The 14,168-nt window shown below is 55.9% G+C and carries 16 protein-coding genes; 2 read left to right on the top strand and 14 right to left on the bottom strand.

The window, feature by feature from the left end:
• Positions 1–26 precede the first annotated feature (26 nt).
• From sseB to trmJ, 11 genes are all read right to left on the bottom strand, one after another.
• Positions 27–803: an enhanced serine sensitivity protein SseB gene (sseB, locus tag OGY62_RS15435; protein ID WP_012131255.1), complete on the bottom strand. Its 777-nt coding sequence runs from the start codon at positions 801–803 to the stop codon at positions 27–29.
• A gap of 94 nt (positions 804–897) precedes the next feature.
• The gene (gene pepB / locus OGY62_RS15430; RefSeq protein ID WP_286460261.1) at positions 898–2,181 is read right to left on the bottom strand and encodes an aminopeptidase PepB; all 1,284 of its coding nucleotides are present in this window, start codon (positions 2,179–2,181) and stop codon (positions 898–900) included.
• Positions 2,182–2,240: 59 nt separating this feature from the next.
• Positions 2,241–2,441, bottom strand: a complete 201-nt coding sequence (iscX, locus tag OGY62_RS15425; RefSeq protein WP_012131252.1) for a Fe-S cluster assembly protein IscX — start codon at positions 2,439–2,441, stop codon at positions 2,241–2,243.
• Between the two features lie 11 nt (positions 2,442–2,452).
• The gene (gene fdx, locus OGY62_RS15420; RefSeq protein ID WP_012131251.1) at positions 2,453–2,788 is read right to left on the bottom strand and encodes an ISC system 2Fe-2S type ferredoxin; all 336 of its coding nucleotides are present in this window, start codon (positions 2,786–2,788) and stop codon (positions 2,453–2,455) included.
• Between the two features lies 1 nt (position 2,789).
• Positions 2,790–4,640 carry a Fe-S protein assembly chaperone HscA gene (gene hscA / locus OGY62_RS15415; protein ID WP_219936743.1) on the bottom strand — a complete coding sequence of 617 codons (1,851 nt, stop codon included), beginning with the start codon at positions 4,638–4,640 and terminating at the stop codon, positions 2,790–2,792.
• Between the two features lie 15 nt (positions 4,641–4,655).
• Entirely contained in the window at positions 4,656–5,171 is a 516-nt protein-coding gene (gene hscB, locus OGY62_RS15410; protein WP_012131249.1) for a co-chaperone HscB, read from the bottom strand.
• Between the two features lie 95 nt (positions 5,172–5,266).
• Positions 5,267–5,590 (bottom strand): iron-sulfur cluster assembly protein IscA, encoded by a 324-nt coding sequence (iscA, locus tag OGY62_RS15405; protein WP_004104506.1) that lies wholly within the window; start codon positions 5,588–5,590, stop codon positions 5,267–5,269.
• A 17-nt stretch (positions 5,591–5,607) separates the two neighbouring features.
• On the bottom strand, positions 5,608–5,994 hold the full coding sequence (gene iscU / locus OGY62_RS15400; RefSeq protein WP_002913991.1) for a Fe-S cluster assembly scaffold IscU: 387 nt from the start codon (positions 5,992–5,994) through the stop codon (positions 5,608–5,610).
• A gap of 27 nt (positions 5,995–6,021) precedes the next feature.
• Positions 6,022–7,236 (bottom strand): cysteine desulfurase, encoded by a 1,215-nt coding sequence (iscS, locus tag OGY62_RS15395; RefSeq protein WP_024130117.1) that lies wholly within the window; start codon positions 7,234–7,236, stop codon positions 6,022–6,024.
• 244 nt (positions 7,237–7,480) lie between these two features.
• Positions 7,481–7,972, bottom strand: coding sequence for a Fe-S cluster assembly transcriptional regulator IscR (iscR, locus tag OGY62_RS15390; protein ID WP_012131246.1), 492 nt, complete (start codon positions 7,970–7,972; stop codon positions 7,481–7,483).
• A 231-nt stretch (positions 7,973–8,203) separates the two neighbouring features.
• Positions 8,204–8,935, bottom strand: a complete 732-nt coding sequence (gene trmJ, locus OGY62_RS15385; protein ID WP_071258072.1) for a tRNA (cytosine(32)/uridine(32)-2'-O)-methyltransferase TrmJ — start codon at positions 8,933–8,935, stop codon at positions 8,204–8,206.
• Positions 8,936–9,053: 118 nt separating this feature from the next.
• On the opposite strand from trmJ, the gene suhB reads away from it, so the two are divergent.
• Positions 9,054–9,857, top strand: coding sequence for an inositol-1-monophosphatase (suhB, locus tag OGY62_RS15380; RefSeq protein WP_024130116.1), 804 nt, complete (start codon positions 9,054–9,056; stop codon positions 9,855–9,857).
• A gap of 104 nt (positions 9,858–9,961) precedes the next feature.
• Here suhB and OGY62_RS15375 read toward each other — a convergent pair whose 3' ends face one another.
• Complete coding sequence (locus OGY62_RS15375; protein ID WP_286460260.1) at positions 9,962–10,942, bottom strand: nickel/cobalt transporter; 981 nt, start codon at positions 10,940–10,942, stop codon at positions 9,962–9,964.
• Positions 10,933–11,571: a DUF1007 family protein gene (locus tag OGY62_RS15370; RefSeq protein WP_286460259.1), complete on the bottom strand. Its 639-nt coding sequence runs from the start codon at positions 11,569–11,571 to the stop codon at positions 10,933–10,935. Before OGY62_RS15370 ends, OGY62_RS15375 begins: the two co-directional genes overlap by 10 nt.
• Before the next feature lie 124 nt (positions 11,572–11,695).
• On the opposite strand from OGY62_RS15370, the gene csiE reads away from it, so the two are divergent.
• Positions 11,696–12,973 (top strand): stationary phase inducible protein CsiE, encoded by a 1,278-nt coding sequence (csiE, locus tag OGY62_RS15365; RefSeq protein ID WP_286460258.1) that lies wholly within the window; start codon positions 11,696–11,698, stop codon positions 12,971–12,973.
• Here csiE and OGY62_RS15360 read toward each other — a convergent pair.
• Entirely contained in the window at positions 12,968–14,107 is a 1,140-nt protein-coding gene (locus OGY62_RS15360; protein ID WP_047461985.1) for a 3-phenylpropionate MFS transporter, read from the bottom strand. The genes csiE and OGY62_RS15360 overlap by 6 nt on opposite strands.
• Positions 14,108–14,168: the final 61 nt, after the last annotated feature.

Genomic DNA, 14,168 nt, shown 5'->3' with positions numbered 1-14,168 from the left:
ACGTTAACGCCATCCGGCTACCGGGATCAGATAATCCGATTCTGTTTGAAATCGCGCAGGAACCCGCCCCAGCGGCGCTCGTAGAACGGCGCGATGTGCTCGGTAATAAAGTGGCTGATGCCCTGCTCACCTTTTTTCACCTGACAGATATCAATCGGTTCATCGCCGGGCAAGGTATCAGTCGCCACGCTGCCCGCCGCATGAATGATCTCTTCGATGTCGCCATCCGCTTCGATGCCAATCAACAGATTCGGCTGAGCGTCATTGCTCTCTTTAATAGTGCAAAGAAAGGCGCGCTTAACCAGTTTGATGGTTTTAAACAGCGTGGTCAGGGAGTCGATCATCTGCGCAGGTGGTTCCGCCACCTCAGACAGAATCAGCGATTCACCGCCTTCCAGCACTTCCTGTGTACTCAGCGGATTGCCCTCTTCGCCGATCAGATGGCTGATCTCACGCGGCATAAACTCTTTACCGGTAGGCAGTTTTGCGTTCAGGAAGAGCGTTTCGCCGAGCGTCATTTCAAATAACGTGCGCACCGGCATCACCACGAATGCCTGCTCGTCTTCTACCGCCTGCTGCAAGGCTTCCAGAGAGGTAAAAAACGGGATGACCGTCGTGCCGTCTTCTTTTTCCCAGTGCTGCAAATCCAGCGCGCTATCGTCAACAATCGCTTCGCCTTCAGCCGCTGTGCCTGGCACCCAGACGGTGGACTCCAGTAAGGTACGGAAAAATGCCGGACGATGCGCGGGTTCAGTCGCCGCCTTCTCCAGCAGGGTTTCTAATTCGTTTTTTGTTTCGGACATAAGGATCACAATAGAGATGCGTGTAGGGCGGGTAAGCGAAGCGCCCCCGCCGTTATCTTGCCGGATAGCGCTAACGCTTATCCGGCCTACATAATTATGCTGTTAACAGGTTAGCGATGGTGCGCACACCCAAACCGGTCGCCCCTGCCGACCACTGCTCAACCGGCGCTTTACGGTAGGTTGCAGAGCAGTCAATGTGCAGCCAGCCCTGCTGGTAGTTTTCGACAAAGTGCGACAGGAAGCCCGCAGCGGTGCTCGCCCCGGCAGGATACGCCGCGCTACCGGTATTGTTCAGTTCCGCAAAGTTAGAAGGCAACTGATTGCGGTGGAACTCCGCCAGCGGCAGACGCCAGAACGGTTCATTTTCTTCTGCCGCACTCGCCAGCAGACGCCCCGCCAGCGCGTCATCAAAACTGAACAACGCGTGGTAGTCGTTACCCAGCGCGGTTTTCGCGGCGCCGGTCAGCGTCGCCGCATCGATGATCAGCTCTGGTTTTTGCGCACTGGCGTCGATCAGGCCATCCGCCAGCACCAGGCGCCCTTCCGCATCCGTGTTCATCACTTCCACGTTCTTACCGTTGCGATAATGAATAATATCGCCCAGTTTAAACGCGTTGCCGCTGATCAGGTTATCCGCGCAGCACAGGTACAGCTTCACGCGTTTGTTCAGACCACGGGTAATCGCAAATGCCAGCGCGCCCGTTACCGTTGCCGCACCGCCCATATCGGACTTCATCGAGTCCATAAATGCGCTTTGCTTGATGCTGTAACCGCCGGAGTCAAAGGTAATGCCTTTGCCCACCAGACAGGCGTAAACCGGCGCGTCTTTATCGCCGGTTGGGTTGTAATCCAGCGCCAGCAGCACCGGCGCGCGATCGGAACCCCGGCCAACGGTATGCAGCCCCATGTAGTTTTGCTCGCGCAGATCTTCGCCTTTGGTAATGCGGTAAGAGACGTGATCGCACGCGACGCTGCACAGCAGATCAACGGCACGCTGCGCCAGCTGTTCCGGCCCCAGCTCTTCCGCCGGCGCGTTAATGGTGTCACGCACCCAGTCAATGATCGCCAGACGGTTATCTAGTTCCTTCCGCTTCTCATCGTCAAGATCTGGCCACTCGACCTTGCGGCTGCCTTTCGGCCCTTTGTAACCCTGCCAGAATGCCCAGCTACGCTCCACATCCCAGCCAGCGCCGGTCAGTTGTACGTGTTTAATGCCCAGGCCGTCAATTTTACGCGCCGCGCGCTGGATTAAGCCGGAATCATCTTTACCGTTCAGGTGCAGGGTAATGCCGTCGTTATTGATGCTGTATGTGGCTTTGTCTCCCCAGCGAGCGTCAGCCGGTTGGGTGGAGAGCGTAATTTTCATCGCTTCAGTCATTGTTCTTTTCCTTCTTCGCGCATACAGGAAAACGGGCCACCCGTGGGCAGCCCGTTTATTTATTCAGCTTCGTCCAGCCAGACCAGCAGGATAGCCTCAAGGATCTTTTCATTTGATGCCTGCGGGTCATCATCAAAATCCTCAAGATCGCAAATCCATTGATGCAGGTCGGTGAAACGAACGGTCTTAGGATCGAGATCGGGGAACGCGTCGTACAGCGCCTCGCCGATTTCGCGGCTATCAGTCCACTTCAGTCCCATACTACCCTCTGTTAATGCTCGCGTGCATGGTTGATTGTGTAACGTGGGATTTCGACCACCAAATCTTCATCGGTGACACGCGCCTGACAGCCCAAACGACTCTCCGGCTCCAGACCCCAGGCTTTATCCAACATATCGTCTTCGTCTTCCGTGCTTTCCGGCAGGGAATCGAAACCTTCACGCACGATGCAGTGGCAGGTCGTGCAGGCACAGGATTTTTCACAGGCGTGTTCAATCTCGATACCGTTACGCAGGGCAACGTCAAGAATGGTTTCGCCGGTCTCAGCTTCCAGAACTGCGCCATCGGGACAGAGATCCTGATGAGGCAGAATAACAATCTTTGGCATATTAAACCTCGTCCACGGAATGGCCTTGCAGCGCGCGACGAACAGATTTGTCCATGCGGCGAGCGGCGAATTCCTGGGTTTGTTTGTCTACGTTTTTAATGGCTTGTTCTATCGCGTCAACATCATCGCTCTGCGCAACCTCGCTCAAGTGCGCGGCGGCATCATCAATGACCTGACGTTCTGCGGCGCTTAGCAGCGCGGCATCAGCAGCGAGCGCGCCGGTCAGGCTTTCCAGCACGCGCGCCGCTTCCACTTTTTGCTCTGCCAGCATACGGGCTTTTACATCCTGCTCGGCAAAGCTCATTGAATCCTGAATCATGGTGGCGATTTCGCTGTCCGTCAGACCGTAAGACGGTTTGACCTGGATAGACGCCTCAACGCCGGTGGATTTTTCCATCGCGGTGACGTTCAGCAGGCCATCGGCATCCACCTGGAAGGTGACGCGGATATGCGCCCCGCCCGCTGGCATCGCCGGGAGCCCGCGCAGCGCGAAGCGCGCCAGCGAACGGCAATCCTGCACCAGCTCGCGCTCGCCCTGCATGACATGGATCGACATCGCGGTCTGACCATCTTTAAAGGTGGTGAAGTCCTGCGCACGCGCCACCGGAATGGTGGTGTTACGCGGGATCACTTTCTCCACCAGGCCACCCATAGTTTCCAGCCCCAGCGACAGCGGAATCACGTCCAGCAGCAGCATTTCGCTGTCCGGCTTGTTGCCGACGAGGATATCCGCCTGAATCGCCGCGCCAATGGCGACGACCTTATCCGGGTCGATTGCCGTCAGCGGCGGACGACCAAAAAATTCGCCCACGCGTTCGCGCACCAGCGGCACACGAGTGGAGCCGCCGACCATCACCACTTCCAGCACCTCCTGCGCCTCAACGCCCGCATCTTTCAATGCGCGGCGACAGGCCATCAGAGTACGTTTAACTAAAGCGGCGATAAGGTCATTAAACTGTTCACGGGTGATGTCGCCCTGCCAGCCCGCCACATTGACGCTAACGGAATCGGCATCGCTCAGCGCGATTTTTGCCGCGATGGCGGCATCCAGCAGTTCACGCTGGACGCGGTTATCGCTGCGATCGGCAATGCCCGCCTGCTCACGGATGTAATCGGCCAGCAGATGGTCGAAGTCGTCGCCGCCGAGCGCGGAATCACCGCCGGTCGCCAGCACTTCAAACACGCCGCGACTCAGGCGCAAAATAGAGATATCGAAGGTGCCGCCGCCGAGGTCGTAAACCGCGATAACGCCTTCTTTGCCGGAGTCCAGACCGTAGGCGATCGCCGCCGCCGTAGGTTCATTGAGCAGACGCAAGACGTGCAGCCCCGCCAGACGCGCCGCGTCTTTCGTTCCCTGACGCTGTGCATCGTCAAAGTAAGCGGGCACGGTAATAACCACGCCATCCAGCTCGCCCGACAACGCTTCCGTCGCCCGCGTCGCCAGCGCTTTCAGGATATCGGCAGAAATACGTACCGGGTTGAGCAGACCTGCCGCCGTTTCAATCATCGGCAGACCATTTTCACTGGCCTGGAACTGATACGGCAGATGGGGATAGCGCGTCTGAATATCCGCCAGCGAGCGGCCCATCATGCGTTTTACCGAGCTGATGGTGTTAGCCGTGTCCTGCGCCGCGTTCGCGCGCGCCGCGTAACCGACCGTGTGGCCCTGCTGCTGATAGTGAACGACTGACGGCAACAGATGGCGACCGTCGTGATCGGCCAGCGTTTCTGCCTGGCCGCTGCGAACGGTCGCAACCAATGAGTTGGTAGTACCTAAATCGATGCCTGCCGCCAGACGACGCTGGTGCGGCGCAGCGCTCAGACCAGGCTCACTAATTTGTAATAAGGCCATATTCGCTTCCGGGAATTAAAAATCGAGCAGCTTTTCTTCGAGTTGTTCGGCGCTGCTTCGCAGTTTATCGAGAAAACGCAGTTTACGCACGGTGTCCGCCGCCACGTCCCACGTCTCGTTGTCCAACTGTTCCACCATCAGCTGATGGCGGGCATCAAACATTGTTTTCACGCGCTTGATGAAACTTTCCAGTCGCGCTTCGTCCTTTGCCTGTTCTATTTCATCAAGCTCTTCACGCAGTTCCAGCTGTTCCATCAAAAACGCGGTATCGCGCACCGTATGCTGCTCGCTGGCCAGATCAAAGCCGTGTAGTGACAGTAAATATTCGGCGCGCGTCAAAGGGTGACGCAGCGTTTGCCAGGCCTGATTAATGGTCGCGGAGTGTTGTACGGCGGCGAGTTGCTCAGCCTGCGTACCGCTGGCGAATTTATCAGGATGATACTGACGTTGAAGATCCTGAAAACGGAGGCTCAGCGCCTGGGTATCGAGTTGATAGTGGGCTGGCAAGCCAAAGAGGGTGAAGTAGTCCATAACATTCTCAGGGCATCGACTCTCTGATGTTTCAGGAAGTCAGGTAAAACAAACCCCACGCGCAGGTGACCACGGTGGGGTTATCGGTAAGCACGTTACACGTTGAAGCTTTCGCCGCAACCACACTCGTCTTTTACGTTCGGGTTGGTGAATTTAAACCCTTCGTTCAGACCTTCTTTTACGAAGTCTAACTGCGTACCGTCCAGAAATTGCAGGCTCTTACCGTCGATCACGACTTTTACGCCTTTGTCTTCAAACACGGTGTCTTCTGCCGCCGGTTCATCAACAAATTCCAGTACATAAGCCATACCTGAACAGCCGGAGGTTCTCACCCCCAGGCGCAGGCCAAACCCTTTACCACGGTTTGCCAGAAAGGTATTTACTCGCGCTGCAGCACTGTCGCTAAGTGTAATCGACATAACAACCTCAACTCTTCTTATTTTGCTTCACGTTTGCTTTTGTAATCCGCAATAGCGGCTTTAATTGCGTCTTCTGCCAGAATGGAGCAGTGAATTTTCACCGGAGGCAGTTCAAGCTCGTCTGCGATATCGGTATTTTTAATCGCTTGCGCTTCGTCCAGGGACTTCCCTTTCACCCATTCGGTGACCAGGGAGCTGGACGCGATAGCGGAACCGCAGCCGTAAGTCTTGAAACGCGCGTCTTCAATGATACCTTCATTGTTGACTTTAATCTGCAACTTCATCACGTCGCCGCAAGCCGGTGCACCCACCATGCCGCTGCCTACGTTTTCGTCGCTGTTGTCAAAGGAACCCACGTTGCGTGGATTCTCGTAATGATCGATTACTTTTTCGCTGTAAGCCATTATAAATTCTCCTGATTCCGATACCGATTAATGATGAGCCCATTCGATGCTGTTCAAATCCACGCCCTGTTTGAACATTTCCCACAGCGGGGAAAGGTCACGCAGACGACCGATGGATTTGCGCACCAGCTCAATGGTGTAGTCGATCTCTTCTTCAGTAGTGAAACGACCTAAAGAGAAACGGATAGAGCTATGCGCCAGCTCGTCATTCATGCCCAGTGCGCGCAGCACATAGGACGGTTCCAGACTTGCGGACGTACAGGCGGAACCTGAAGACACCGCCAGATCTTTCAGCGCCATAATCAGGGATTCGCCTTCAACGTAGTTAAAGCTGACGTTGAGAATGTTCGGCGCGCCCTGTTCCAGGTCACCGTTCAGGTAAACTTCTTCGATATCGTTGATGCCGTTCCACAGACGGTTACGCAGCGTGCGCAGACGCGCCATCTCGGTTTCCATCTCTTCTTTCGCGATACGGTAAGCTTCGCCCATACCGACGATCTGGTGTACAGGCAGCGTACCGGAACGCATACCGCGCTCGTGACCGCCGCCGTGCATCTGCGCTTCGATACGAATACGCGGTTTACGACGCACATACAGCGCGCCAATCCCTTTCGGGCCATAGATTTTGTGGCCGGAGAAGGACATCAGGTCTACTTTCAGCTGGCTCAGGTCGATAGGCAGTTTGCCCACGCTCTGGGTGGCGTCAACGTGGTAGATAATGCCACGCGCACGGCACATTTCGCCGATAGTCGCGATATCCTGCACCACGCCGATTTCGTTGTTAACGTGCATGATGGACACAAGAATGGTGTCATCGCGCATCGCCGCTTCGAGTTCTTTCAGATCGATAATGCCGTTGCTCTGCGGCGCCAGGTAAGTAACCTCAAACCCTTCGCGCTCAAGCTGACGGCAGGTATCCAGCACGGCTTTATGCTCGGTTTTGCTGGTGATGATGTGCTTGCCTTTTTTCTGATAAAAGTTGGCCGCACCTTTAATCGCCAGGTTGTCGGATTCAGTCGCACCGGAGGTAAAGACGATTTCACGCGGATCGGCGCCAACCAGTTCTGCGATCTGGTTGCGGGCGATATCTACCGCTTCTTCAGCTTGCCAGCCGAAACGGTGTGAACGAGAGGCCGGGTTACCAAAGGTTCCGTCCAGGGTCAAAAACTGCATCATTTTCTCGGCAACACGCGGGTCCACCGGCGTGGTTGCGGAGTAATCGAGATAGATCGGTAATTTCATTGCTCTATAAACTCCGTACATCGCTTCAATGCAAGGAATCAGGCAACCGGCTGGATGTACGACCGAGTACACGGGGCGAGTAAACGCCCCGGCCTGATTCTGAAATCTATTATAATTTTTTACCCTAACTGTTTTGCGGTGCAGCAAGGCGACAAGCTTGTGAAACCCAGGCGCTTACATAAGTAAGTGACTGGGGTGAACAAGCGCGGCCAACGCAGCAGCGCCCCGAAACAGGGCGGGTAAATTACGCGCGCAGTTTGACGTCGATTGCGTCTTGCGTGCGGGTGCTACGTGGCGCGTCATGGGTGTGCTGACGATCAGACACATCCAGAACTTCCTGGTTATTCACCAGTTCGCCTAAGGTAATATTGTTGAGGAAACCGGTCAGACGGTCACTCAAATCACGCCACAGCGCATGCGTCAGGCATTTATCGCCGCCCTGACAGCCGCCTTTGCCCTGACAACGGGTCGCATCTACCGACTCGTCAACAGCGCTAATCACTTCGCCAACCGCGATGCTACCTGCGTCTTTACCCAACAGATAACCACCGCCTGGGCCACGTACGCTGGAAACCAGACCATTTTTACGCAAACGTGAAAACAGCTGTTCCAGATAAGAAAGGGAAATTCCCTGACGTTCAGAAATATCAGCCAACGGTACCGGGCCCGCTTCGGAGTTGAGCGCAACGTCCAACATTGCGGTCACGGCATAACGCCCTTTAGATGTCAGTCTCATGTCTTACTTAACCTCAAACTCGCCCCTGCCCGGGGTTTTTTATTGTAAAATGGGGGCATTGCATAGCAGGGTCAAGTCTGACATTCCCGACTAAATCAGTCAACTATTTACTTGACTAATTTAGTCAGGTATTTAACCTTCAGTGCCGTTTCTGTTTGCCGGATGGCGCTTCGCTTATCCGGCCTACAATATTCGGCCTGCAAATCGTGCAGCCATCCGGCATCAACACGCTTACTTGCCTTTATTCTGCTGCTCAATAGAAGCAAGAATGCCGCGCAGGATGTTCAGTTCCTGGCTTTCCGGGCGCGCACGCGTAAACAGACGACGCAGTTTGTTCATGACCTGCCCCGGATGGCCTTCACGGATAAAGCCGGTTGAAAGCAGCGTCTGCTCCAGATGGCCGTAAAAACGTTCCAGGTCGTCCACCAGCGGATATGGCGTCTCTTCATGTTCCGCCGCCTCGTCGTTTTCCTGCGTTGCCAGCCAGGCCATACGCACTTCGTAGGCGATCACCTGTACCGCCATCGCCAGGTTGAGCGAGCTGTATTCCGGGTTTGCGGCAATCGCCACATGGTAATGGCATTTTTGCAGTTCGTCGTTGGTCAGGCCAACGCGCTCGCGGCCAAAGACCAGCGCAACCGGCGTATTCGCGGCTTCCGCCACGCTTTTCAGACCGCATTCGCGCGGGTCCAGCATCGGCCACGGCAGCGTGCGGGAACGCGCACTGGTGCCGACCACCAGGCTACACCCTGCCAGCGCGTCATCGAGCGTATCGACGATCTGTGCATTGCCGATCACATCGCTGGCACCAGCCGCCAGCGCGATAGCCTGGGAGTCCGGCTTGACCAACGGATTGACCAGCCACAGGTTTGTTAAACCCATTGTTTTCATGGCGCGGGCAACAGAACCCATATTGCCGGTGTGAGAGGTTTCCACCAGCACAATTCGAATATTTTGCAGCATTGTCTTTCTTCGGCTAAAGATTATTCGGGCATATTATCATAAAACGGAGACATATTCCGAACTCGCTGCTATACTCTGCGCCGTTTTCCCGTTCTTTAACATCCAGTGAGAGAGACCGATGCATCCGATGCTGACCATCGCCGTGCGCGCAGCGCGCAAGGCGGGTAATGTAATTGCCAAACACTACGAAACGCCTGACTCAGTAGAAACCAGCCAGAAAGGCAGCAATGATTTTGTGACCAACGTCGATAAAGCCGCCGAAGCGATTATTATCGAAACGATCCGCAAATCTTACCCACAGCACACCATCATTACCGAAGAAAGCGGTGAACATGAAGGTACCGATCAGGATGTTCAATGGGTTATCGATCCACTGGATGGCACCACCAACTTTATCAAACGTCTGCCGCACTTCGCGGTATCTATCGCCGTACGCATCAAAGGCCGTACTGAAGTCGCGGTAGTTTACGATCCTATGCGTAACGAACTGTTCACCGCCACTCGCGGTCAGGGCGCACAGCTGAACGGTTACCGTCTGCGCGGCAGCACCGCGCGCGACCTGGATGGCACCATCCTGGCGACCGGTTTCCCGTTCAAAGCCAAACAGTATGCGACCACCTACATCAATATCGTTAGCAAACTGTTCACCGAATGCGCTGACTTCCGTCGCACCGGTTCTGCTGCGCTGGATCTGGCGTATGTGGCTGCGGGTCGCGTTGACGGTTTCTTTGAGATCGGTCTGCGTCCGTGGGATTTCGCCGGTGGCGAACTGCTGGTGCGTGAAGCGGGCGGTATCGTCAGCGACTTTACCGGCGGCCATAACTACATGACGACCGGTAACATCGTGGCCGGTAACCCGCGCGTGGTTAAAGCGATGCTGGCAAGCATGCGCGACGAATTGAGTGATGCGCTGAAGCGTTAATCGTTTGATGCCGGATGACGGCTAGCGCCTTATCCGGCCTACCAGGGGAGTTTCCCGTAGGCCTGATAAGCGAAGCGCCATCAGGCATTCATCCTACAACTGTGCTAAAACGGTCTTAATCCCCTGCCCACCGGCACCGCACTCATCCACATCACCACCGCCGCCACAACCAAAATCACGCCACCGGCTAACGCCAGCGTTGTCCATCCCACTTGCCGCCACAATACCGGCGTTTTATTGCCGCTTAATTTTACCGCCAGCGTGCGGAAACTGTGGACCAGCAACGCCAGAGAGGTAATGGTCAGCGAAGTTCCCGCCGCCATCGCCAGCGCCGACGCCATTCCCCAACTAAAGACGCCAATAACTTTACTGAACAGCAGCACCATAATCGCGCCGGAACAGGGGCGCATCCCCATCGACAGAATAATCATCAGCCGCGCGCGCCAGTCATCGCCATTCCTGAGTTGCTCTGGGTTCGGCAGATGCTGATGCCCACAGCCGCAATGTTCGTGGTGAACATGATGCGGCGTAAATGAGATAAATTTCGGCTTGCGCAGCAGCACGCGAAGCGTCTTTAGCGCCCGCCAGCAAAGCAATATTCCCAGCACGCCGACTAACGCATAACTGCCCTTCTCCAGCCAGAAGCTGCTCAGATGTAACTGCCTCGCCGGAAGCTGCAATACCGTCAGCACCACAACCACCAGCGCAATGGCCACCAGCCCCTGCAACAACGATGAGGCCAGCGTCAGGCCGATGCTTGATTTCAGCTTTGATGGATGCGTCGCCAGCCATGTGGTAATCACCACTTTTCCATGACCCGGCCCCAGCGCATGGAGTACGCCATACAGAAAGCTAAACAACAGCAGCGAACCGCCCGCCTGCGCCGGATTCGCCGCCACCGCTTTTAATAAGGCGCTCATCTGCTGATTCACTTCCCGCTGCCAGGCAATGCTTTTCACCATCACCTGTGGCCAGGCCTGCCATAACCACAGCCCGCCCGCGATGGCCAGCAACAGAAATACCGCCAGCGGCCACAGCGGCAGCCAGCGTCGGGAGCGCGGGCGTTGTTGGGAGATTACTGACATTGCACCGTTACCTTCTGCGCGAACTGTTTACCCAAATCCATATCCTCCGGCGGCGCGTCTTCTTTATCCAGCGACTGCGCAAAACTGAGAGTCTCTTCACTCGGCGTCGGCGTATGTACGCTCATGCTGCATTGTGTGCTTAACGCCTGCGGCAACGAGGCGTCCCGATCGTTGGCGTAGCTCATATCCACATAGTATGTGGGATCGAAGGTCGAGAAAGTATAAGTCTGGCCGCTCAGCGGCTGCGGTTCAGCCAACGGCAGGACAAACGTCAACACCGCCTGGTGCGCTTCCCGTTCCATTCCGTATTCCATCGGGCGATTTTTAAACTTGACCTTTTGTCCGTTATGCCACACTTCGGTGAAATAGTGCTGGCCGAGCACGTTCGCCATCACTTCCGCCGCCAGCTTTTTCCATATCTCCGAACCGGGCTTCGCGTCTCCCGCGTCGTAAAGCAGGTCGGCGGAGGTGATTTCATCCATCGTCCAGCGCATTTTTAGCGCCACAAACCGATCGTTTTCACTCACCAGCTGCGTCTGCAATCGAATAAAGCTATGAGGGTGCGCCTGCGCTGTGAAAGATAAAACAGCGAGAAAGAGTGTTAAAGCGCTGCGTTTAACTAATTGCATCTGTTCCTCACGTTAAAAATTCTGTGATGCTCGCCAGCATTCCTGGCGTAAAGCCCTCTTATAACCATTTCCACGCACAAACTTTAGCTATCCTTATCAAACAAACTAACGGGAGACCAGACAGATGATGCCAACGCTTACTCCGCCGTCTGTACTTTCTGCTCCCCAGCGCCGCTGCCGGGTTTTACTGACGCTTTTCCAGCCGGGGCAAATCGCCACCACGGAAACATTCAGCGCGCTCAATGGCGTCGATGATGAAATTGCCCGTGAGGATATCACCGAAACAGGCCTGGAGATCCAGCGCTATCATCGACTCGCCATCACAACGGGTCAGAACGGACGCTACCGAATCGAGGGGGCTGCGCTCAACCAACGTTTGTGCCTTTTACACTGGCTCAGACGCGGCTTACGCATATGCCCGACCTTCATTACGCAACAGTTTACGCCGGCATTAAAAACCGAGCTTAAACGGAGAGGGATCGCGCGTACGTTGTATGACGATACCAATCTGCATGCGCTGATCAACCTTTGCTCGCGGCGGCTGCAAAAACCGTTTGAATGCCGGGATGTGCAGTTTCTGCGGCTGTTTTTACAATATTGCCTGCTACAGCATCATGCGGGCATCGCACCGGCGTTTAATCCGCTACAGAAACAGTGGGCGCAGTCCTGCGCCGAATACCCGCTCGCGCTGGAGATTGGCCGTCACTGGCAGCGCCGCGTCATGCAAAACGCGCCGCCCGACGAAACGCTGTTTATGGCTTTACTGTTTTCCATGATTCGCATCCCCGACCCTATCCACGACAACCATCAGCAGGATCGCCGCCTGCGCCTGGCTGTCGCCCGGCTGGTGTTGCGCTTTCGGGAAATGGGGCAGGTGCGCTTCAGCGACGAACAGGGACTTAACGACCAACTCTATGTGCACCTTGCCCAGGCGCTGAGCCGAAGTTTATTCGCCATTGGTATTGATAACACGCTGCCGGAAGAGTTCAGTCGCCTCTACCCTCGGCTGGTGCGCACCACGCGTGACGCCCTCGCCGGGTTTGAAAGCGAATACGGTGTGCGTTTCTCTGATGAAGAGACAGGACTGGTCGCGGTGATTTTTGGCGCATGGCTGATGCAGGAGAACGACCTGCACGAAAAGCAGATCGTGTTACTGACAGGCAATAACGGCGAACTGGAGGCACATATTGAGCAGCAATTACGAGAACTGACGCTCCTGCCGCTCAATATTAAGCATGTGCCGACGCAGGCCTTCCAGAAAGAAGGTTCGCCGCGCGGCGTGGCGCTGATTGTCACCCCGTATGCCACACCGCTGCCGCTCTTTTCGCCGCCGTTGATTCATGCGGACCTGTCGCTTACCGCACACCAACAGCAGCAGATCCGCAAAATACTGGAATCATGATGACGCGGCGACGTTAGGCCGTAAGAAAATAGCAGGCAACGCCACCAATGCCATCACCCAGAATACGCCGTTCCCTAAATGCTGATACAGGAATCCGGCGAATACGGTCATGATGGCGATGCTGCCGCCCATCGCCACGGCAGAATAGACCGCCTGTAGACGAATCACTTCGCTTCCCTGGCGAGCGGCGATGTAACGCATCGCGGCCAGATGGCAAACGGTAAAGGTGCCGCAATGCAGAATCTGGATCGCTATCAGCCACGGCAGCGCGGTGCTCCAGCCCATTAATCCCCAGCGGATGACGCCGCATACGGCGGAGAGCAATAGCAGATCGCGAGCGCTAAAACGGCGGAACAGTTTGTTGCTCAGCGCAAAAATAACCACTTCCGCCACCACGCCCAGCGACCACAAATACCCCACTGCCGAGGCGGAATAGCCCGCCCCCTGCCAGTAAATCGCGCTGAAGCCGTAATAAGCGGCATGCGCGCCTTGCAGCAGGCACACGCAGGCGAGAAAGCGCCAGCTCTGGACGACGAGCGTACGCCAGGCAGGCCAGCCCGCGCTCTCCTGGTGACGGCTTTCCCCCTGCGGCAATACGCTCGGTCGCAGCAGCATACCTAGCAGCATCGAGGCCACCCCAAGCGTCAATAGCCCCAGAATCGCCTGATAATCAAAGAGGCTCACCAGTTTCCCGGTCAACGCCGAGCCGATCACAAACGCAATAGACCCCCACAAACGCACCCGGCCATAGTCCATCGTTAACTGTTTTTGCCAGGTATTGGCCAGCGCATCGGTGAGCGGCACCAGCGGCGAGAAGAAGAGGTTAAAACCGATCATCACCACCATCAGCCACGCAACGTGCGTCCCTGCCCAGAATGCGAGGGCAAACACCAGCGTCAGCAGCGCCAGAAGGCGTAACGCAGAAATCAAGCGGGAAGGATCGCTCACCCGTGGCGCAATCAACAGGCTACCGAGGAAACGCGCCACCAGCCCCGCCCCCAGCAGGAGACCGATGGTTTCCGGCGTCAGTCCCAGGCCTTTAAGCCAGACGCTCCAGAATGGCAGAAAAATACCGTAGCTAAAGAAGTAGGTAAAATAACCGAGCGCCAGCCAGCGCGTGGAGTGCAAAACCATGATTCCCTCCCGTATGGAGGCGATAGTCTGGCGATAAATGCAGGCTGGCGCAAGAGAGCAT

The sequence above is a fragment of the Citrobacter sp. CK198 genome (assembly GCF_030333295.1).
Taxonomy (GTDB): Bacteria; Pseudomonadota; Gammaproteobacteria; order Enterobacterales; family Enterobacteriaceae; genus Citrobacter_B; species Citrobacter_B koseri.
This window is presented reverse-complemented; position numbering and strand designations above follow the sequence as displayed.

Bases quoted from the DNA above. Each gene is read 5' to 3' on its own strand.
- sseB (WP_012131255.1), bottom strand. From the start codon at position 803: ATGTCCGAAACAAAAAACGAATTAGAAACCCTGCTGGAGAAGGCGGCG.
- pepB (WP_286460261.1), bottom strand. From the start codon at position 2,181: ATGACTGAAGCGATGAAAATTACGCTCTCCACCCAACCGGCTGACGCT.
- iscX (WP_012131252.1), bottom strand. From the start codon at position 2,441: ATGGGACTGAAGTGGACTGATAGCCGCGAAATCGGCGAGGCGCTGTAC.
- fdx (WP_012131251.1), bottom strand. From the start codon at position 2,788: ATGCCAAAGATTGTTATTCTGCCTCATCAGGATCTCTGTCCCGATGGC.
- hscA (WP_219936743.1), bottom strand. From the start codon at position 4,640: ATGGCCTTATTACAAATTAGTGAGCCTGGTCTGAGCGCTGCGCCGCAC.
- hscB (WP_012131249.1), bottom strand. From the start codon at position 5,171: ATGGACTACTTCACCCTCTTTGGCTTGCCAGCCCACTATCAACTCGAT.
- iscA (WP_004104506.1), bottom strand. From the start codon at position 5,590: ATGTCGATTACACTTAGCGACAGTGCTGCAGCGCGAGTAAATACCTTT.
- iscU (WP_002913991.1), bottom strand. From the start codon at position 5,994: ATGGCTTACAGCGAAAAAGTAATCGATCATTACGAGAATCCACGCAAC.
- iscS (WP_024130117.1), bottom strand. From the start codon at position 7,236: ATGAAATTACCGATCTATCTCGATTACTCCGCAACCACGCCGGTGGAC.
- iscR (WP_012131246.1), bottom strand. From the start codon at position 7,972: ATGAGACTGACATCTAAAGGGCGTTATGCCGTGACCGCAATGTTGGAC.
- trmJ (WP_071258072.1), bottom strand. From the start codon at position 8,935: ATGCTGCAAAATATTCGAATTGTGCTGGTGGAAACCTCTCACACCGGC.
- suhB (WP_024130116.1), top strand. From the start codon at position 9,054: ATGCATCCGATGCTGACCATCGCCGTGCGCGCAGCGCGCAAGGCGGGT.
- OGY62_RS15375 (WP_286460260.1), bottom strand. From the start codon at position 10,942: ATGTCAGTAATCTCCCAACAACGCCCGCGCTCCCGACGCTGGCTGCCG.
- OGY62_RS15370 (WP_286460259.1), bottom strand. From the start codon at position 11,571: ATGCAATTAGTTAAACGCAGCGCTTTAACACTCTTTCTCGCTGTTTTA.
- csiE (WP_286460258.1), top strand. From the start codon at position 11,696: ATGATGCCAACGCTTACTCCGCCGTCTGTACTTTCTGCTCCCCAGCGC.
- OGY62_RS15360 (WP_047461985.1), bottom strand. From the start codon at position 14,107: ATGGTTTTGCACTCCACGCGCTGGCTGGCGCTCGGTTATTTTACCTAC.